Origin of the sequence: Chitinophaga sp. RAB17 (assembly GCF_052114225.1) — a bacterium.
Lineage (GTDB): Bacteria > Bacteroidota > Bacteroidia > Chitinophagales > Chitinophagaceae > Chitinophaga.
Genome location: NZ_JBFREI010000007.1, coordinates 228,739 through 248,058, shown reverse-complemented (window position 1 = coordinate 248,058; position 19,320 = coordinate 228,739). Strand labels below are relative to the sequence as shown.

General features: G+C 45.8%; 14 protein-coding genes. 5 read left to right on the top strand and 9 right to left on the bottom strand.

Annotated elements, in window-relative coordinates; all coding sequences use genetic code 11:
• Positions 1 to 4: 4 nt before the first annotated feature.
• From AB4Z08_RS23275 to AB4Z08_RS23260, 4 genes are all read right to left on the bottom strand, one after another.
• Positions 5 to 3,277, bottom strand: coding sequence for a TonB-dependent receptor (locus AB4Z08_RS23275; RefSeq protein ID WP_441576189.1), 3,273 nt, complete (start codon positions 3,275 to 3,277; stop codon positions 5 to 7).
• Positions 3,278 to 3,400: 123 nt separating this feature from the next.
• The gene (locus AB4Z08_RS23270) at positions 3,401 to 4,534 is read right to left on the bottom strand and encodes a FecR family protein (protein WP_441576188.1); all 1,134 of its coding nucleotides are present in this window, start codon (positions 4,532 to 4,534) and stop codon (positions 3,401 to 3,403) included.
• 64 nt (positions 4,535 to 4,598) lie between these two features.
• Entirely contained in the window at positions 4,599 to 5,207 is a 609-nt protein-coding gene (locus AB4Z08_RS23265; protein WP_441576319.1) for an RNA polymerase sigma factor, read from the bottom strand.
• A gap of 531 nt (positions 5,208 to 5,738) precedes the next feature.
• Positions 5,739 to 6,617, bottom strand: coding sequence for an ROK family protein (locus AB4Z08_RS23260; protein ID WP_441576187.1), 879 nt, complete (start codon positions 6,615 to 6,617; stop codon positions 5,739 to 5,741).
• A 422-nt stretch (positions 6,618 to 7,039) separates the two neighbouring features.
• Here AB4Z08_RS23260 and AB4Z08_RS23255 point away from each other — a divergent pair, with 422 nt between their 5' ends.
• Positions 7,040 to 8,950 (top strand): SPFH domain-containing protein, encoded by a 1,911-nt coding sequence (locus AB4Z08_RS23255; protein WP_441576186.1) that lies wholly within the window; start codon positions 7,040 to 7,042, stop codon positions 8,948 to 8,950.
• A 74-nt stretch (positions 8,951 to 9,024) separates the two neighbouring features.
• Here the strand turns inward: AB4Z08_RS23255 and AB4Z08_RS23250 are convergent, their stop codons facing one another.
• From AB4Z08_RS23250 to AB4Z08_RS23240, 3 genes are read right to left on the bottom strand one after another with little or no spacing between them, the layout of a single operon-like run.
• The gene (locus tag AB4Z08_RS23250) at positions 9,025 to 10,902 is read right to left on the bottom strand and encodes a WG repeat-containing protein (RefSeq protein WP_441576185.1); all 1,878 of its coding nucleotides are present in this window, start codon (positions 10,900 to 10,902) and stop codon (positions 9,025 to 9,027) included.
• A 21-nt stretch (positions 10,903 to 10,923) separates the two neighbouring features.
• On the bottom strand, positions 10,924 to 12,273 hold the full coding sequence (locus AB4Z08_RS23245; RefSeq protein ID WP_441576184.1) for a hypothetical protein: 1,350 nt from the start codon (positions 12,271 to 12,273) through the stop codon (positions 10,924 to 10,926).
• Positions 12,273 to 12,797 (bottom strand): hypothetical protein, encoded by a 525-nt coding sequence (locus AB4Z08_RS23240; protein ID WP_441576183.1) that lies wholly within the window; start codon positions 12,795 to 12,797, stop codon positions 12,273 to 12,275. Before AB4Z08_RS23240 ends, AB4Z08_RS23245 begins: the two co-directional genes overlap by 1 nt.
• 279 nt (positions 12,798 to 13,076) lie before the next feature.
• On the opposite strand from AB4Z08_RS23240, the gene AB4Z08_RS23235 reads away from it, so the two are divergent.
• Complete coding sequence (locus AB4Z08_RS23235) at positions 13,077 to 13,481, top strand: winged helix-turn-helix transcriptional regulator (protein ID WP_441576182.1); 405 nt, start codon at positions 13,077 to 13,079, stop codon at positions 13,479 to 13,481.
• Positions 13,482 to 13,577: 96 nt separating this feature from the next.
• Here AB4Z08_RS23235 and AB4Z08_RS23230 read toward each other — a convergent pair whose 3' ends face one another.
• Positions 13,578 to 14,465 (bottom strand): NAD(P)-dependent oxidoreductase, encoded by an 888-nt coding sequence (locus AB4Z08_RS23230; RefSeq protein ID WP_441576181.1) that lies wholly within the window; start codon positions 14,463 to 14,465, stop codon positions 13,578 to 13,580.
• A gap of 256 nt (positions 14,466 to 14,721) precedes the next feature.
• Here AB4Z08_RS23230 and AB4Z08_RS23225 point away from each other — a divergent pair, with 256 nt between their 5' ends.
• The 3 genes from AB4Z08_RS23225 (at position 14,722) to AB4Z08_RS23215 (ending at position 18,632) form a co-directional block, all read left to right on the top strand.
• Positions 14,722 to 15,183: an Mpo1 family 2-hydroxy fatty acid dioxygenase gene (locus AB4Z08_RS23225; protein ID WP_441576180.1), complete on the top strand. Its 462-nt coding sequence runs from the start codon at positions 14,722 to 14,724 to the stop codon at positions 15,181 to 15,183.
• A 92-nt stretch (positions 15,184 to 15,275) separates the two neighbouring features.
• Positions 15,276 to 18,119 (top strand): TonB-dependent receptor, encoded by a 2,844-nt coding sequence (locus tag AB4Z08_RS23220; RefSeq protein ID WP_441576179.1) that lies wholly within the window; start codon positions 15,276 to 15,278, stop codon positions 18,117 to 18,119.
• A 54-nt stretch (positions 18,120 to 18,173) separates the two neighbouring features.
• Positions 18,174 to 18,632: a GNAT family N-acetyltransferase gene (locus AB4Z08_RS23215; protein WP_441576178.1), complete on the top strand. Its 459-nt coding sequence runs from the start codon at positions 18,174 to 18,176 to the stop codon at positions 18,630 to 18,632.
• A 20-nt stretch (positions 18,633 to 18,652) separates the two neighbouring features.
• Here the strand turns inward: AB4Z08_RS23215 and AB4Z08_RS23210 are convergent, their stop codons facing one another.
• Positions 18,653 to 19,219, bottom strand: coding sequence for a hypothetical protein (locus tag AB4Z08_RS23210; protein ID WP_441576177.1), 567 nt, complete (start codon positions 19,217 to 19,219; stop codon positions 18,653 to 18,655).
• Positions 19,220 to 19,320: the final 101 nt, after the last annotated feature.

Here is a 19,320-nt window from a genome sequence, read left to right as displayed (position 1 = left end):
TTGATTATAACTGTATGCTCACCCCTGCGGTGTACATTTTCATAATACCATATGTCCACTGATTTCCCTGACTTTCCGGATCTACCAGTTTCATAGAGGTAAACACAAATGGATTCTGTGCATTTACATATACCCTGCCACCGTTAATGCCCATACGTTTTAACCGGGTGCTGGTAAAATTATAGCCCAGCTGGATATATTTCATCCGCACATAGGCCCCGTTCTGCTGCCAGAAATCAGACGATAGTTTATTAACATTGGGTGAAGTAGTCAGACGCGGGAAACGAGCGTTGGTGCGCTGTGGCGTCCAGTAATTATCCGCATAGTACTGCGTGGGTACACCTCCATCGTAAGACATATCCAGCGGATACGCCAGCATACCACTCAACACAGCATCGTTTTTATTAACGCCCTGCAACAACATTTCCAATTCCCATTTTTTATAGGTAATACGGAAATTGGCAAAGAAATCGGCTTTAGGTGTAGGGTTACCAATTACGGTTTGGTCGTTGCCATCAATAATGTTATCGCCATTCTGATCTACATACCGGATATCTCCTGGTTGTTGTTTTGAAATAATGGGGACCAGCGGGGTGCCATCCGGTTTGAAATCACTGGCCTGCAGCAACCCATTGGTTTTGTAACCGTAAATGCTGTTAAGCGAATACCCCTCTTTATTGATAGAACCACCGCTTATATATGGGCCTCCCAGCAACGTAAGCAGGGTATTGTTATTATAGGAAATACCCGGACGTACTGACAACGTCACGTTTTTTCCAATGTTGCTGTTGTAATTCAGTGACAGTTCCATGCCCCTGTTACGTAATTTACCAGCATTAATAGGCGTCTTACCTAACCCACCTACATATGATACCGGCGGTAGCAGGATAATGCCATTGGTGGTTTTGTTGTAATAATCAAAGGTGAGTTCCAGCTTACTTTGGAAGAGGGCCAGGTCCATCCCCAAATCCAGCATGTCTACTGTTTCCCAGGTGATATCAGGATTACCAAAAATCTTATCGGTACCATCGCCGGTGTTAATCATATTCTGATACAGGTACATACCAATATTCTCATTGCCCAAACGGCCAAAAGACGCGCGCAACTTCAGGTTATTAACTGCCCGTATAGATTGCATGAAATTTTCCTTATGCACATTCCAACCTAATGCGACAGAGGGGAAAGTGCCATATTTATGACCAGGACCGAACCGGGACGAACCATCGGTGCGCATTGCTCCTTCCAGCAGGAATTTATCTTTATAGGAATAATTCACTTTCGCATAAAAGGATAACAACGATGTTACGTCCCAGGAGCCACTATTATTTTCTTCCTGGGAATAGCCACCCATTACATAGAAATGATGGTCTTTCAGATCATAGGTATAATCTGCCGTTACGCCAGCATAGTAATAAGTCGTTCTCCCCATAGTGGCATCCCGCTGCACACCCCAGGTCTGCGCCAGTTTGCCTGTATAGTAATCGAAGAAATAATAATTATTACGCGTGGTTCTGGTAACATCACTGTTTAAGCGGAAACTGAACTGTCCACGGAGATTCAGCCCCGGCAATATTTCCCACTTAGGTTGCAGGTTAATACTGGACTGTCCGTATTCGTTGGCAGCACGTCCGCCATGTTCTGCATAAGCCACCGGGTTCACAATATCTACATAGCGGCCATAGATAACAGGCGTGCCATCTTTCTGCGGATATTTAGGTAAAATGGTGGGGGGTACCCGGAAAATATCTTCCAGTATCCTGTTACCATCATTACCATTAGGACGGTTAGGGTAAAAAGTATTTCTCTTGATAGCCAGCATGTCCATGTACACCAGGAATTTTTTATTCAGGGTAATGGAAGTGTTGGCGCGGATATTATATTTATTGGAATGATTCAGTGGAATCATGCCCTGTTGATTCTGATAATTGGCGGTGAGTGCAAAACGCGCCAGACTATTACCACCACTCACTCCCACCGAGTGGCTGGTAATAGGGGCTGCCGGGTTAATGATTTCTTTCTGCCAGTTGGTGTTAGGATATTTAATCGGATCATCACCGGCTTCGGTATGTTTAATATCTGCCTCCGCATAAAAAGGCGCGTTACCGGCATTTACCTGTGCTTCATTGAACATGCGCATATACTGGGGCGCCTCCACCAATTTAGGCATAGTAGAAGGTGATTGCACGCCATAATATCCATCATAGGTAACCGCAACCCTACCTGCTACCCCCCTTTTGGTGGTAACGAGAATAACACCGTTGGCTGCGCGCGCGCCATACACGGCGGCGGCGGCAGCATCTTTCAGTATTGTTACACTTTCTACCGTAACGGGATCTATATAATCCATGTCCATTGGCACACCATCTACCAGCACCAATGGGTTGGAGGCGTTAACAGTGCTGATACCCCGGATTTTGATCACGGCAGCATCCCCGCCCGGCAGGCCGGAACTCTGCGATACCTGTATCCCTGTTACACCGCCCTGCAATGCCTGCGACAAAGCAGTAATCGGTTTGCCATTGGTTTGCTGGGCAATGTTCACCGTACTGATAGAGCTGGCAATATGCTTTTTCTGCTGCTCTGAAAGGCCTACTACCACTACTTCGTCGAGGGCAGATACATTTTCCTTCAGGGAAATATTGAGTGCATTCAAACTGCGGATGACGGTATATTCTTCCGGCAGATAGCCCATCTGGGTAAAAACGAGGACGGCATTTTTCCTCGTCTTTAATGAAAAATAACCATCAGCATCGGTAGTGGTACCGATGCTGTTATTGTCTTTTACGCGGATAGTCACACCGGGCAATGCCTGCGGCGGTTCGTGCATATCGTATACCCTTCCCCGTATCACATAGGCGCTGTCTTCCAGCTGTGTAGTGGGACCGGTGAGACTGCCGTTCTTACTTTTTTCTCTGGGAATGATGGCCACCTGGTTGCGCAAAATGCGATAGCTCAGGTTGGTATTGGCCAGTGCTTTGTCCAGGACTTCGTTGATCTTTTTGTCCTGCAGTTCCAGGGTGAGTGGTTGCTCCCTGGCCACCAGGTCATCTTTATAAAAGATGCGCCAGGTGCTTTGTGACTGGATCTGGCTGAACAACTGAGGTAGCGTACCCTGTTGTAATTTAACAGTAAGGTGATTATCCTGGGATCTGCCGGTGGCAGAGATACCAAGGATACCGGTGAATAGCAAAATTACAGTTAGTTTCATTGTTCTAAGTAATTTAGCGGCAAAAGCTTTGCCTGGCGGCACGCGCCATTGTGCATAGATTTTTTTCATAACTTCACTACGTTTTTTTTCGTTAAACAAAAAGACAAGCCCGTCCCCCGCTTTGCAGCGGGGGCAGTGCGACCGGAAGATGTCCCACCATCTTCCGGTTTTTTTTGGTGATATGTATTGTTTTTACTCTTTCTCTTTTAGTACGATGCGCTGTCCATGGCGCTCATAGCGCAGCGAGTTGGTAGCACAGATGACATCCAGTACATCGTCAAGGTTTTCCTCCAGGTTAAGGTCGCCGGAACAGGTTTCCAGTCCGGGTTGTGTCGATGCAAGGTCTAGCTGTATATTATAGTATCGCGTTAATTTTTTCAGGATATCCTTCATCGGGGTGCGGACAAACAGCAGGCGTCCGTCTTTCCAGGCAGTATAGGTCATCACATTTACGCGGCTTACCTGCAGGTCACCTCCTTTGGGACTGACCGTCGCCATTTGGGACGGTTCCAGCTGTTGTGCATGTTTGCCGAATAAGCCATGCTCCCGCAGGTGCAGGCGTACACTTCCAGACACCAGTACCAGGTTTTGTTGTGCATCATCCGGGTAAGCACTCACATTAAAAGTAGTGCCCAATACTTCCGTTTCTATACCGGAGGCATATACAAAAAATGGTGACTGTGCATTGGGGGCAATGTCGAAGAAAGCCTCACCTTCCAGGTATACTTCTCTTTTATTATCTTTAAAAGAAGCCGGATATACCAGGCGGGATCCGGCATTAAGGATCGCAACGGTCCCGTCTTCCAGCTGCACGCGGGAACGACGGCCATAGGGTACCAGCAGGGTATTATAGGCATCGGCCGGTATGGCGGTGCTGTTGGCGTTAATGGTTACACCGGTACCACCACCGGCATATATCAGTGAGGAGTTTTTTCCTTTTACCACTACTGATTTATTTTGTCCCAGGATCAAACGGGTATCTGTAGCGCTTTCTATAGGGCCCTGCTGCTGTGCAAATTGCACCAACGCACTATGTTGCCTCGGCCACAGGAGCCAGGCGCCAGCGGTCAGCAATAATAACACCGCGGCAGCTATTTTCAGGAACAGGTAGCGATAACGGAATTTTTCAGGTACAAGGTGACCGGCAATATCCTGCCATAACGATTCTTTATCGGCAGGATCCCATGCTTCATTACCGGCATTCGTGATCATACGCTGTACAGCAGCTGCCAGCTCCAGTTGCGCAGGGTCTTCATTTTGCGCGGTTGGTGGCTGATCATTGCCAAGTATATCTTCCAGTTTCAGTTGTTTCTTGCCGGGCTTCATACAGGGTATTTACTATAAAGAGAAGCAAACAGCCGCGACATAGACTCCTGAAAGCAATTATTTTTTAATTATTTTTTTGAGCGAGCCAGGACATTAACAGGACAAGGAGCGGGAGTACGGGCATTTTTTCCATATTGGTGCGGAGTTGCCGGAAGGCTCTGTAGGCGAGTGTACGACAGGTAGGAATGCTTATTTTCATAATGCCTGCCACTTCATCATAAGACAGGTCGCAATTAAATTTCAGGAACAGCACCTCCTTTTGGCGGGCGGGCAAAGCATTCAATTCCTCTGCAAGGAGGCGGAGCATTTGTTGCTGCTGTTCTGCAGCAATGATAAGTTCTTCCGCATCCGGCTCATAGTTTACGGAGAAGTAATCTTCTGCGTCAGTGGTCTGGCTTATGGCAGCGCCTTTTTTGATGGCCACATGTATTTTCCGGCGGAATGACCGGAGCAGGTAATATCGGATATTTACTTTGGGAGATAGATTTCGTCTGTAGTGGTAAAGGTCTGTGAAAAGGTCCTGTATACAGTCTTTTATAGTAGCCGTATCCTGTATATAACGCAATCCGTAGCGGTAAAGCATCTCTGCAAACAGCTCATATAATTCCCTGTAGGCTTCCTGATCACCCTGGATGATGTTTTCCCACAAGATATTATTGGCCGCAGTTGACACGTCGTTCAAACAGTAAATATTTAGAAGTGGTTGATGCGCCCAATATAAATCTTTTTTAGCTTTTAGCCATTAGCTTTTAGCTATTAGGAAATGCAGCGGAGATTAACATATGAAATTTTCCGCTGCATTTCCCTAATAGCTAAAAGCTAATGGTTAAAAGCTAATATGAAATTCTCCGCTACATTTCCTAATAGCTAACAGCTAATGTCTACAAGCTAACATAAAATTCTCCGCTGCATTTCCTAACAGCTAACAGCTAATGGCTAAAAGCTAACATGAAATTCTCCGCTGCATTTCCTAACAGCTAACAGCTAATGGCTAAAAGCTAACATGAAATTCTCCGCTACATTTCCTAATAGCTAACAGCTAATGGCTAAAAGCTAACATGAAATTCTCCGCTGCATTTCCTAACAGCTAACAGCTAATGGCTAAAAGCTAACATGAAATTCTCCGCTGCATTTCCTAATAGCTAACAGCTAATGGCTAAAAGCTAACATGAAATTCTCCGCTGCATTTCCTAACAGCTAACAGCTAATGGCTAAAAGCTAAATACCATAGACTCGCCGCGCCAATCAGGGCAGCAGCTTCACCTAAGCTGGCGGTGACTACCGGAATATTGATCTGATGTTGTTGCAGTGTTGTAATCAGTAATGGAAAAAAGAGGTCAGCTGCGTTGGCGATGTTGCCGCCAATCACAATAGCTTCCGGTTGTTCGGCCTGTACAAAATCGATGAGGAAGGTGGCCAGGTTGTGGGCAAATTCATTAAAGAGTTCGGGAATACTATCGTCAACGGCTATACGTGCAATCAGTGCTTTCACGTCTGGTACTGTTTCGCCGCTTACTTCCTGGTAGCGTTTTACAAACCAGCGGGTAGACAGATAATCTTCCGCTATTCCATCTTTAAAGGGGGAGCACCAACGGTTGGCATCGTTTGCCACGCCATCGCGATAAACGGCGGAACCTAAACCGGTACCTAAAGTAAGACCGATTACCCGTTGGTAGTTTTTACCGGCGCCGCTGAACACCTCGCCCTGCAGGAAACAGCCGGCGTCGTTGATAAAGCGGATCTGCTCCGGTTGAATGCCCAGTTTGTCTGCCAGTAAGTCTTTTACATGTAGCTTATATAGTGCATCATACTTATGCTGCCCTTTCATCAGGCTAATGCCTTGCTCATAATCGAAGGGGCCAGGCATGCCAATACCAATATGTTTAATGCCTGCCGGCGCTTTGGTAAATACTTCGCTGATAACGGCCGACCATGACGCTATAATGTCAGCAGCTGCTCCCTGTGAGTCAATACGCGTGCGGTTCCAGGAACCTTCTATGATAGTTCTTGTGCCCAGATCAACCAGTGCTGCGGTAATATGAGAGCCGCCAATATCTATTCCTAACGCCGTGGAATTCTCCATAAAAATTCAAGATAGAATGTTTGCTAAATCGTTTAACCATAACAAATATAAAAAATTATTTGGTTGATTTGCTCAGAAAAATCGTTTTAGCAACGTGAAAAATGGTTAAACAGCTCCAATATAGGGCGTTTTTTGAAAAATCAAAAAAACAGGGTAGCCTTTTCAAAAGAAATCTATCCGAAATATTTTGACGGATGAAAAATAATCATCACTTTTACATCGTAATTCATTACTACAATGGAATCTGACAATTGCTCCGGCAACAATATTCTTATCGCTTTCATAGCCACAAACTTTAATACCTCTCCTCCCCATTTCTGAAATACGTCTGCACAGCCCAAATTCTGAACTGACATGTCCGTCAGCAGCATCACTGTGTACCGTACAAATGCATTACCTAAACACTTAACAACAACCCAACAATGGAAAACACTGTTATCAAATGGGCCGTGCTCATTGGCGTGCCCCTGCTATGCCTGTTACTGTACAAGGTAATTCTTCGTATATGCTTTGGCGTAGTAATTGTACCGGAAGACCGTATCGGTCTGGTGACTAAAAAATTCGTGCTCCTGGGCAAGCAGGAACTCCCCGAAGGCCGCATCCTGGCTTCCAATGGTGAAGCAGGCTTCCAGGCCCAAACCCTGGCTCCCGGCGTGTATTTCTGGAGATGGATATGGCAATACAGCGTGGCATTTCAGCCCTTTACCATCATCCCTACCGGCAAAATCGGACTGGTGCTGGCGAAAGACGGATCGGAACTGGAAACAGGTTCTATCCTCGCGCGTAAAGTTCCCTGCGACTCCTTCCAGGATGCGGTAGCATTCCTGCAGAATGGTGGCCGCAAAGGACGCCAAACAGCCATTATCACCCCCGGATCTTATCGTATCAATACCTTCCTGTTTGAAGTGGAAATCACAGACATGCTGTCTATCCCCGACAACGCAGTAGGTATCGTCACCACCCTGGAAGGGCAAGCCATAGAAACCGGCTCCATTGCAGGTAAAACCATTGAAAAGCACAATAACTTCCAGGACGTGGATGCCTTCCTCGATAAAGGTGGCTACAAAGGTCTGCAGGAACAGGTAATACTGGCCGGTTCCTACTTCATCAACCCCTGGTTTGCCAAACTGGAAATGGTAAAGATGACAGAAATCGCCATCGGACACGTGGGCGTAGTCATTTCCTTCGTAGGTAACGATGGTGTAGACATCAGCGGCGCAGAATTCAAACACGGTAACATCGTGGCTAAAGGCACCAAAGGTGTATGGGCAGAACCATTAGGACCCGGTAAATACCCGGTAAACCCCTACATCATGAAAGTGGAACTGGTACCTACCACCAACCTGGTACTGAACTGGGCCTCTGCCAGAAGCGAAGCCCACCAGCTGGATAAAAACCTGTCTACCATTACGGTGAGAAGCCGCGACGGTTTTACCTTTAACCTGGACGTTGCCCAGATCATTCATATCCCTACCAACGAAGCGCCTAAAGTAATTGCCCGATTCGGTAATATGAGTAACCTGGTGACACAGGTACTGGAACCAACCATCGGTAACTACTTCCGTAACTCGGCCCAGGGCTCTGATGTAATCAGCTTCCTCACCAGCCGTAAGGAAAGACAAACCTCAGCCAAAGAACATATCGGACAGGTACTCGATCAGTATAATGTGTTTGGTGTAGATACCCTCATTGGTGACATCGTGCCCCCTGAAACACTGATGAAAACACTGACAGACCGTAAAATAGCGGAAGAACAGAAGATCACCTACGATACAGAAAGACTGGCACAGGAAACCCGTCAGTCGCTCGAAAAAGAAACGGCGATTGCAGAAATGCAGAAAGAAATCGTAAAAGCCGATCAGGGCGTATGGATCGCGGAAAGACATGCGGATGCCTCTGTAAAGAAAGCGACCGGTGACGCCAACAGCGTACGTCTGCAGGCTAACGCAGAAAGTGATCGTATGAAATTACTGGCAGGTGGTGAAGCGGAAAAAGTACGATTGCTCGCGAAAGCAGAAGCAGAACGTACCGAATGGATCGCGAAAGCAGATGCGGAAAAAATTGCCCTCACCGGTAAAGCGGAAGCGGAAAAGATCCTGGCGATCGGTCAGTCCAGCGCAGAATCGTACAAACTGGCCGTAGAAGCGATGGGTGGCAACAACTTTACACAACTGAAAGTAATGGAAGCTATCGGCGCACAAAACATCCGCATCATGCCGGATGTGCTGATCAGCGGCGGCGATGGTGCCAACGGCCCTATCAGCGGACTGCTCGGACTGAAATTACTGGAAGATGTGGCAAAGAAAAATGAAGCAGATAAAAAGACAGAATAACACAATCCCCTATACTTATGAAAAAAGAATGCAGCGAAGAAGATTCTTCGCTGCATTTCACTAAAAACCAACCGCTACTTATCGGCTGGTAACTCTACCCCTCGAGCGTTATATGTTTTACCATCAATCGTATACTCTCTTTTCAGCCCCTCTCCCGATTCTGAAGTAGAAGACGCTTTTCTGAAAGGAAGTACCGGTTCATTCTTTGTATTAATGAGTCCTGCTTCGCTGACCTCACCATTTTCCCTCCGAACCATCGCCGAACCACCACTAAAGGTGGCTGAAGCCGATGAATAGATGCAGGGAATCACCAACGCACCTTTGGTATTAATAAACCCATAATTTCCACCAGCCACTCTTACCCGTGCCAATCCGTCAGAAAAAGGTTCTGCATCTACATATCCTTTCAGGTCGATCGCTTTCTTCCCTTTATTATCTATAAAATAAATTTTATGTGCTTTGTCAATGACCAGCAAAAAGCCGCTATGATAGCTGCCACCGGAAGTGTAGAAGGCATCAGGTGATATCAGATGTCCATTGTAATCATACAACGTATTGATGCCCTGCAGTGGCCCGTCCTCTTCGGTTTTATTTGCATACAGTACCGCTTCTTCCGGGTCCTGGTAAATAGCATCATAAGCGGCTGGAATGATCAGGTTGCCATTGCCATCCATCAAACCCATAGAATTGGCCTTACCTTCTTTATGTACAGTAGCCAGTTGTGAGTTTAGTTCTTTGACTACATCATCTATCTTCACCAGCTTCCGGCCTGCAGTATCCAGCCGATAATAGTAAATCCCGTTATAGTCCTCATTCACAAAAAAGTAAGCATTGAGGGCAGATAATTTTTTATAGGTGGGAGCAATCGCAAATTTGCCACTGGCATCTGTGAAGCCATAGTTACCGCTCTTACCATCTTTTGTCAGAAACAGCCCGGCATAATTGGGCTCCAGATTTTTCAGGGTCATTTGCTTCTTTTCTGAATGACGGCTATCTGCCATGTATACATTTACTTTCGCTACATTACCTCTGTAATATCCTTCTGTGTACCCATTATGGCCTTCGTCAAAGGGCGATCCATCCGGCATTTCAGCGGCAATTTCCTTTTGCAGTGCCGCTACATCTTTAAAAGCGCCTTTATCCAGTTTACGGATCAACCCTTTCAGTGTTTTACTGAAATTCAGCAGCAAACGTGTCATATCTTCGGGATTATTAGCACCGCTGTTGGTGCTGCTATATCCTAATGGCTTACCATCTTTATTCAAAGCCTCCACATGAATATAGTCCTTGAATGCGCTGTCTCCCATCATTAACCGCACCCGGTTATCGTTCATCTTATCAATCTTTATTTCAGCACCTTTATAAGTGAGTTTGTCGTGTTGTTTGTCCAGCGTAAGTACTATAATTTTTGTAGGATAGCTGTAGCTGACATCGGCTACGATACTATCCATTGTTTTCACTACCGGAATGTTGGTGGAAGCATCCATGGCATATGACTTCGTGTCCGTAGTACCATCATGGAAAAATATCTTCGCGGTGGTAAAGTCGGGTGCATCGATCCCGGAGAAGTCACTGCTGCTGCGAAATGCGCCATCTGTACCTACTGTGCTGTTAGGCGCCTCCATGATCTGTTTGAAACCTATACCATCGAAGTAAGCGTTGTACTTGGCAGCATATTCTTCTGCTGGTGTTAACTTAAATGGTTGGTCAAATTCCTCTTCTTCCGGCTTAAAGCTTTTAGGCTTTTCCTTTTCGAAGCTTTTCATAAAATCGATGAAGCTGGTTACTTTTTCACTTTCTGAATTCAGTAACTCCCGCGCTTCCGGTAATGTTTTCCCATCAAATGATTTCACAAATTCAAGTACTTCGGCAGATGGGGGCTGCTTTGATTTACAGGCACCGGCAGCGATAATAACCAGGGCGATAAAGGTGATGCGTTTATTGAACGTCATTATAGTATAGTTAATGGGCGATTAATTCACGGCGAATTGTACTTCCCCGTTTTTATTGATGGCAACATAATAGTCCAGCGGATAAATATTGGCAGCATCTTCCAGGTAAAACGCCGGTCTGTCGCTGCCATCCGAAGGCAATAATTTAGCAAAGCGGCCATCTGGTGTAATGTACAGGGTGGCTTTCTCATCCAGCTTACTACCGGTAGCCCCTTTGGCTCTTTCCATAATGTTTGTCCAGGCCGACTGGCTATCTGTTGCTTTAAACTGGTACCAGGCTATTTGCTTATTTTGCTCCAGCGGGAACAGCAAATTTTCCAGTTGCTCCGCTTCCTTTTTTTCGTATGCTTCCTGCAGTTTGTGATAATGTGCGAGGATCTTTTCTTTCGCATCCGGAATTTTGCGGATGTCGGTAGCTACTGCATAGCAGGGCAATTCATAGGGCACCGCATCTATTTCAAAATCGTTATTCACCCTGGCGGATAACTGTCCACGGAGTTTCGATACCCTGGTATACCGGGAGGAATTTTCGCCCGTACGCAGACTGGTATCTACATAAGGGGTGCGAAAATCCAGTACCACCGGTGACTGACTGGAGTTTTCACTCCACCTGTTCATCACAACATGTACCACTGATTCCAGGTGCAGCTGTTTGCGGGAGATCCCATTGTAATCTTTTCCCGGCAGCACTTCTACCGTGATCTGCTGTTGTTTTCCTTTTACCAGGTATTGGTTAATATCTGCAGTAACACCCAGTGTGCGGGCACCCAGATGTTCCAATGCTAAAAAACCATTCACATAAATGCGGTAACCGCATTCATCGTTGTCTACCTCCAGTTTATAATTATTTGTATTGGAAGATGGATGCAGGGAGGTGTAGATGCTGGTAATACGGTTTTTAACCGGATTGTTAAAGCTGAGGGAGATGGATGCTTTTTCCTTGTTGCTCAAAGTAAGCAGATTGCCTTCAAAATCCGGCACGCCAAACTCGATGTTCTTTTCTGTTGTTTTCCAGCTTAAGCGTGTACTGGAGCTTTCTTTTAACCCGGTACCATTTGTAGTTTCCAGTGCATTCAATACATCCAGGGCTCCTTTCTCCATATCAAAACCAATACGGGTCAATTTCTCATCTTTAGTGTATGCCTGCAGTTCGTTAACGGGTTGTCCATAATAGGTGAAGAGTCCTTTCAGACGCATCTGCAGGATACGTACAGGTACAGAATCAATTCTCACATCTGTTTTAGGCAATAAGGCAATAACCGAATCCAGTTGTTGCCTGTTATGTATATTTTCTATGCGAATTTGCTGGTGGGTACAGCTGCTGGTGGTTATTACGAATAGCAGCAGGACGCCGGTATATAATCTGTTCATCAGTTATTGATTTCTTCTGGTTTAACAAACACAATATGTACGGTAGGCTCTTTTGTTATCTTAGCCACGGTTTCAAAGTTCTTCTCTGTAAAAAGGCCCACCAGCTGATGATTATTCTTCCATACAAGTAGCTCTTCATCACCGAAAGTGGAAAAGTCATTGGAAGAGTCTCCGCCCGGCTGACCGTAAGCTTTGGTGAGCTTATCTTTCAGGGCTTTAACGTCTTCCTTTTGTTTAAAAAGCTTTATGTCCACATTACTGACATGCAGTTGATCGTCGGACATAGAAAGGCTCATGTATCTCACCGGGATGTCCTCGAACCGCAGGTATCTTTCGTCATAAAATTCATAGCGGTCCAGGCCCCCGTGGGTAAACTGCAGTGCAGGGTATAGTGCCAGGATATCCGAATCGCGGGTTATTTTTTCAAGATGAATGATATCGGCCTTTTTTTGGGGTGAGGCCGGATCATCACAGGCAATAAAGGCGTGAAACAATAAAAGACATAATACCAGGCTTTTCTTCATATAATAGATAGTGTATCAGGTTATTAAAGCCTGAAAATAGAAAAGAATCACGGATCCCCGGTCCCTGGTAATGTATCTGCATGGTATGCGCCTATATCCGTTACCATAAATCTGAAATCCGTAATTCTTATTCCGGGCTGGCAAATCCCGCTTTCCTGTTATCGATGCTATAGGGGCCTGCGCCAAAATAAGCCAGCAACAGAGTTACCAAAAGGATAGCGATTTCCTGCACTATAGCAGGCATTACGTATCTTTACATCAGAAAGAAAAAATGATTGTATGCGAAAAGAAAATTCCTCTAATGCTATCAACGAAAGACAGTTACGCGGAGACTGCGGAACAGCCTATACCCTGTCGTTGATTGGCGGCCGCTGGAAGCCCAGCATACTGTGGCGGTTGTTGGATGGTAAAATGCGTTATAGTGAGTTGAAGAAGTCCATTTCCGGTATTTCCGAAAGAGTGCTCGTACTGCAGTTGAGAGAACTGGAAAACGATCACCTTGTGAAGCGGATTGTATACCCCGAAGTACCGCCTCGTGTAGAATATGAACTCACCCCACTTGGATGGAGTATGGAGAGCATGTTACAGCATATTTCTGACTGGGGTACTTTGCACCGGGAAGATGCCATGGCTCATAAGTCTGTTAAAAAAACAGCGGCAGTAGCAATGGCAGATAAAGGTTAAAATAGCAACGCAGCCCGGGAACGTGCTGCGTTGCTATTTTGACGGCAAACTATGAGGCATTCATTTGCGCATCCCGGACAACCGGGTGCATCATGTTTAAGAGGTAATTCCAGCATCTTCCAATGCGCCCATTGCCAGGGCGATCCAGTCTGCATCATGAATATCCTTGGCCAGAATGCTGGTCAGTCTGGATTGTACCAGGTTAGCTATCGGCATCGGCGTATACGACCTGCGTGCAGTTTGCAATACCAGGTCCATGTCTTTCAAACCTAAAGCTGCGCTAAAAGACGGGTTGCCCGTAAATTTCCGGTCCAGTATCATGGTGCCGTAATTTTTGAATATCGGCCCTGTAAACAAGGTACTGGTCAGCATTTCATGCGCCACACGCGGATCCACATTATTCTTTTCTGCGAGTGCCAATGATTCCGCCATTAACTCAATAGCACCGGCGATCATAAAGTTGCCAATCAGCTTTAACACATTGGCGCTGCCGGCGTCTGTTCCGAGGTCAAAAATATTCTTGGCAAATCCAGCCTCCAATAAGGGCTTGATTCTTTCTTTCGCCGCTGCTTCCCCCGAAATAACGGCATTGCCTAATTTGGCTGCAGCAGCTTCCGGACGTGCAAATACAGGCGCCGTCACAAATTCTACGCCCTGCTCCCGATGCAGCGCCGCCAGTTCCCTCGATATATCCGGCGACACGGTACTCATCGACACATGGATGCCACCGGCACCCAACGCCTTTATCAAAGCATCTGTAGCAATAGCTTTCACGGCATGATCATCTGCCACCAAACTAAGTACTATGCCTCCTTTCACTGCCGCTTCCTCCGGACTACCAACCAGTATTGCCCCCAGCTGTTCCAGTGGTAATGCCTTCTCCCGGGTACGGTTATATATTTTCACGGTATATCCTGCTCTTAGCAGGTTTTCTGCAATCGGGTAACCGAGATGTCCGGTTCCTATAAATCCAATGGTTTCCATAATACAATCAATTAATTATTCAAATCTATTCCTTTTGAAGGAATTATGAGAACACATTTGCTCCTCTGTTGATAGCGCTCAAATCCACGCTGTACTTATCATGAATCATGCGGGAATACCTGAAGCATCTTTCTATTTTATGAGCGGGAAGGCATGAAAAAGATGATGGCTGGCGGGAAATAAATACCAGTGTAAATTTTTACCAATGCTTTATTTAACGTATTTTAATAGAGCAACGACTAAAACTGCGTCCACGATGAAAACTATCCACCAATGGCTGGACGATTACGGCAGCAGCCACCGTAATCATACCAACAAGCTGATTCACTGGGTTTGTGTACCGGCTATCTTTTTCAGTATAGTAGGCTTTTTATATGCTGTGCCGTTACCCATACCCGGTATAAACATGTATATCACGTTAGCGCATGTGGTATTACTGCTGCTGATCATTTATTATGTGCGTCTCTCTCCTTCCCTGGCGGCAGGCATGCTGATAATTGGTATTCTTTGTCTCTGGTTATGGCGACTAATCGCCGTTTCCGGCCTGGTCATCTGGCAGGTAGCACTGGCCATTTTTGTACTGGCCTGGATAGGACAGTTTATCGGACATAAGATCGAAGGCGCCAAACCTTCTTTCTTCAAGGATCTGCAATTTTTGCTCATAGGGCCGGCCTGGCTTCTCAGCTTTATTTATAAGAAAGCAGGTATTCCACTATAGTCTGCTATAATATCCATGCAGGGAGAAAAACCGGAGATTTACTTTACATCTCCGGTTTTTTTGATTAAATTCAGGAAACAACTGCCCTGCATATGAGCCTCAAACTTCTACCTTGTCTAGCAAGTATATTGCTATGCGCGTCTTACTCTTTTTCTCAAGCCCAGAAAATCAGCGGTAAAGTAACAGATGCCAGTACAGGTGCTGCCCTGGAAGGTGTTACCGTACATGTTAAATCCGCTGCCAAAGGCACACAAACCAATGCCGCTGGTACTTTTACACTGGATGCTGCTGCCAGCGATATCCTTGAATTCAGTTCCATCGGGTATGCGCCCCAACAACAAAACGTCAACGGCCGAACGCAGATCAATGTACAACTGGTTTCATTGATTGCCGAACTCGGTCCTATTGTATCTGTAGGTACCCGTGGCGGAGGGCGGGCCAAAACGGAAACACCCGTGCCGGTGGATGTAATCAGCGTAAACCAGGCCGGTCTCCCAAGCGCCAAAATGGAATTAACCTCCCTGCTGAATGCCGCCGCTCCTTCTTTTAACTACAACAAACAAAGTGGTAGCGATGGTGCCGATCAGATTGATCTCGCCACCTTAAGAGGACTGGGACCCGATCAGACACTCGTACTCGTCAACGGCAAAAGACGCCATCAAACAGCTTTTGTGGCTGTATTTGGCACCAGGGGCCGTGGTAATTCCGGTACGGACCTCAATGCCATTCCGGAAGCATCTATCGACCGTGTGGAAATCCTCCGCGATGGCGCTTCTGCACAATATGGTTCTGATGCCATTGCAGGAGTTATAAATATCATCCTGAAAAAAGATATCGGCCACCTGAATATTACCACCGGTTATGCCGGCTACTATGATCATAAATACAATACTTATTTTAACCGTGATTTAAAGCAATATGAATATGCCAACCCTATAGATGGCAACACCGTTACCGTTGGGCTCAATTACGGGCTTCCATTGGGCAAACGCGGTGGGTTTATTAACTTCTCCGGCAACTTCCTGAAACAGGGTAAAACATTCCGTCAGGTATCAGACACCAATCTTACCCATACCGATGGGTTGCCGATTAACTCCGGCAGACGCGCCCATGGCGATGGTTCTGTTACTACCGGTGGCGGTATGATCAACCTGGAAGTACCGGTAGGCAGCAGTGCCACCACCATCTACGCATTTGGTGGCTACAACTATAAATCGTCTGACGCCTTCGCCTATACACGGGCTTTCAGTGGCCACCCGGAACGCTTTCCTACCAATGCAGCAGGAGGCCTGATTTTTTATCCGGATATCATGGAAAGCATTCCTACTCCTGGCGCGGCGCCCGACACCATTTATAATCCACATATACAAACACATATCCAGGATGTATCGCTGGCTGCCGGTGTAAAAGGCAGCACGCATAACGACTGGAAATGGGATTTCAGTAATACATTAGGCAGGAACGATTTTCATTTTTATGGAGATAAAACTTTCAATGCATCCCTGGGAAGTACCAGCCCCACACACTTTAACGATGGTGGCTACTCCTTTTTACAGAATACTACCAACCTCACTTTTTCCAAAGACATTCCTAATATAGGCGCCGGCTTTAACCTGGCACTGGGTGCGGAATACCGTTACGAAAACTACAAAATATATGCAGGTGATGAAAACTCCTGGAAGAATTATGATCCTGCATTTATTAAAGCCACCGGTGCACAGGGATTTCCTGGCTACCGTCCTACCGATGTAGTGAGCGCCAACCGCTCCAACATCGCCGGATTTGTAGATGCAGAATGGGACATCACTAAAAAATTCCTGCTGGGCGCTGCCATCCGTGCAGAGAACTACAACGACTTTGGCTTTACCAGCAACTATAAGCTGGCAGCACGTTATAAGGTGGCGCCACATTTTAATATACGCGGTTCCGTTAGTACCGGTTATCGGGCACCTTCTCTCCAGCAAATTAACTATAGCTCCCAGTTCACTAACGTACAGGGCGGCCGTATCACAGAAGTGAAAATTGCGCCGAACAGTAATATCATCACCCAATCTGCCGGCATCCCTGCATTAAAACAGGAAAAATCATTGAATGCCAGCCTGGGATTTTCCTGGAAGCCAATCTCAGAATTGACCATCACGCTGGATGGATACCTGGTAAAGGTAAAAGACAGGATTGTATTATCCGGACAGTTTAATAAATCCGATGCTACATTAGATCCTGTATTTCTCAAAGCGCTCAACGACCTGAGAATTGATAATGCCCAGTTTTTTGCCAACGCAGTAAACACCACCAATACGGGTCTTGACCTCGTTATCGACTACAATAAAAAATGGGGCGATCAGCATTTCCGTGCATTATTTACCGGGAATATTCAGCACATGAATATTGACAAGATCAATGTACCGGATAAACTAAATGACAGCTACCTGCACCGCAATGAATTTTTCAGTGAAAGAGAACAACATTTTGTGTTGGCATCTGCTCCTCCAGCCAAGCTGGGACTGAATCTTGAATATGGCATCAAAAAATTCAGTATTGGTACCCGCTTAGTCTACTACGGTAAAATTGTGTTACTGGGCTATGGCTTTGCTGGTGATCCGGCAAAAGAAGGTACCGGCTTACCCGGAGATCCCAACCTGGAAGGTACCGGTATCAGCCCCCTCGTAGCGCTGGACAAAGACGGTACGCTTGTACCGGAACAGTTTAACTACAAGGGTAAAGTAACCACAGACCTTTATGCCAGTTTCCGTTTCTCATCTCATGTAAGCTGGTTCCTGGGCGCAGATAATATTTTCAATGTGCATCCTGACCTGGGTTATGTGCCGGGCGCAAAACTATCTGCATATGACGGTGAAACCGGTGGCCCCTGGGATGCAGTACAGATGGGCTTTAACGGCATCCGGTTGTTTACAAAAGTGGCATTGAATTTTTAATTACTTTATTAGCTTTACACCGGAATATAATATTTCCAGTGTAAAGCTATCAAGATGATACAAACAATCAGGACAGACTCCAACAACGCCGACTTCAGATCGCTGGTAACAGCATTGGACAAACTATTAGCTCAACGCAATGGAGAGGATCAGTCTTTTTATGAACAATTCAATAAAGTGGCCGACATTAAACACTGCATCGTGGCATATATTGACGGCATTCCAGCTGGTTGTGGCGCCATCAAAGCCTATGAAGCAGATGGAATAGAAATAAAAAGAATGTTTGTTTCACAGGAATTCCGTGGACAGGGAGTTGCTACGGCAATATTGAAAGCGTTGGAATTGTGGGCAGTCGGATTACATGCATCCTATTGTATTCTGGAAACAGGCAAAATACTACCGGAGGCAATTGCACTCTATCATAAAAATGGTTACAGCATCATTCCAAATTATGGACAATACGCTGGCGTAGAAGAAAGTGTATGTTTTAAAAAGGCAGTTCCCACTGATTAATTGTAGCTGCCTTTTTAATATTAAGCAGATAAATACAACCGGAGTATATAAGACATCTCATACAAAATAAAAGCAAGTACCAGGGCCCCGTGAAAGGTACGGTTACTGATTCTGATGGCCAACAGGCACAGCACAATATGAACGACATTACGTATCGGATATTCGATGCCAAAATGATGATAGTATATCTCTCCCTTTAATAAAGTATCCACGACATCTGCGATAAAGGAAAAGGCCAGTACACCAAAGAACCACTTTCGCCGCGAATAAAAGTAGTCGGGGTAACCGGTATAATCTTTCAGGTCATCCGGATACAGTAATGCACAAAGCAGGAAGAAAGTGGTGATAAAGGATATCACGAAGATATATTCCGGGAAGGTCCATTTTTTGATGGAATACAGGGGCATTTCCCACCACCAGAAATGTATCAGCAGAATAAAGATATAGAATACCCAGGAAAGGTGAATCCAGTAAGGCTTTTCCCGGTTGGGATGTTGTATAAATTTGGCAGTGCCTTTCAGTAGGTGTGCAATACTAAGACTAAGGATAAATCCTATCACCATTCTTACGTGACCAAATGTTTCCATAGTGTGGGGACTTTATATGAATTTAATTCATTGGCCCGACAAAACAAAAGCCCCGATTAAAATCGGGGCTTATTTACCTAAACCTACAACTGTTACACTGT

Excerpts from the sequence above, each read along its gene's own strand:
- AB4Z08_RS23275 (WP_441576189.1), bottom strand. The coding sequence starts at position 3,277 with ATGAAAAAAATCTATGCACAATGGCGCGTGCCGCCAGGCAAAGCTTTT.
- AB4Z08_RS23225 (WP_441576180.1), top strand. The coding sequence starts at position 14,722 with ATGAAAACTATCCACCAATGGCTGGACGATTACGGCAGCAGCCACCGT.
- AB4Z08_RS23255 (WP_441576186.1), top strand. The coding sequence starts at position 7,040 with ATGGAAAACACTGTTATCAAATGGGCCGTGCTCATTGGCGTGCCCCTG.
- AB4Z08_RS23210 (WP_441576177.1), bottom strand. The coding sequence starts at position 19,219 with ATGGAAACATTTGGTCACGTAAGAATGGTGATAGGATTTATCCTTAGT.
- AB4Z08_RS23230 (WP_441576181.1), bottom strand. The coding sequence starts at position 14,465 with ATGGAAACCATTGGATTTATAGGAACCGGACATCTCGGTTACCCGATT.
- AB4Z08_RS23270 (WP_441576188.1), bottom strand. The coding sequence starts at position 4,534 with ATGAAGCCCGGCAAGAAACAACTGAAACTGGAAGATATACTTGGCAAT.
- AB4Z08_RS23240 (WP_441576183.1), bottom strand. The coding sequence starts at position 12,797 with ATGAAGAAAAGCCTGGTATTATGTCTTTTATTGTTTCACGCCTTTATT.
- AB4Z08_RS23250 (WP_441576185.1), bottom strand. The coding sequence starts at position 10,902 with ATGACGTTCAATAAACGCATCACCTTTATCGCCCTGGTTATTATCGCT.
- AB4Z08_RS23260 (WP_441576187.1), bottom strand. The coding sequence starts at position 6,617 with ATGGAGAATTCCACGGCGTTAGGAATAGATATTGGCGGCTCTCATATT.
- AB4Z08_RS23220 (WP_441576179.1), top strand. The coding sequence starts at position 15,276 with ATGAGCCTCAAACTTCTACCTTGTCTAGCAAGTATATTGCTATGCGCG.
- AB4Z08_RS23215 (WP_441576178.1), top strand. The coding sequence starts at position 18,174 with ATGATACAAACAATCAGGACAGACTCCAACAACGCCGACTTCAGATCG.
- AB4Z08_RS23245 (WP_441576184.1), bottom strand. The coding sequence starts at position 12,273 with ATGAACAGATTATATACCGGCGTCCTGCTGCTATTCGTAATAACCACC.
- AB4Z08_RS23235 (WP_441576182.1), top strand. The coding sequence starts at position 13,077 with ATGCGAAAAGAAAATTCCTCTAATGCTATCAACGAAAGACAGTTACGC.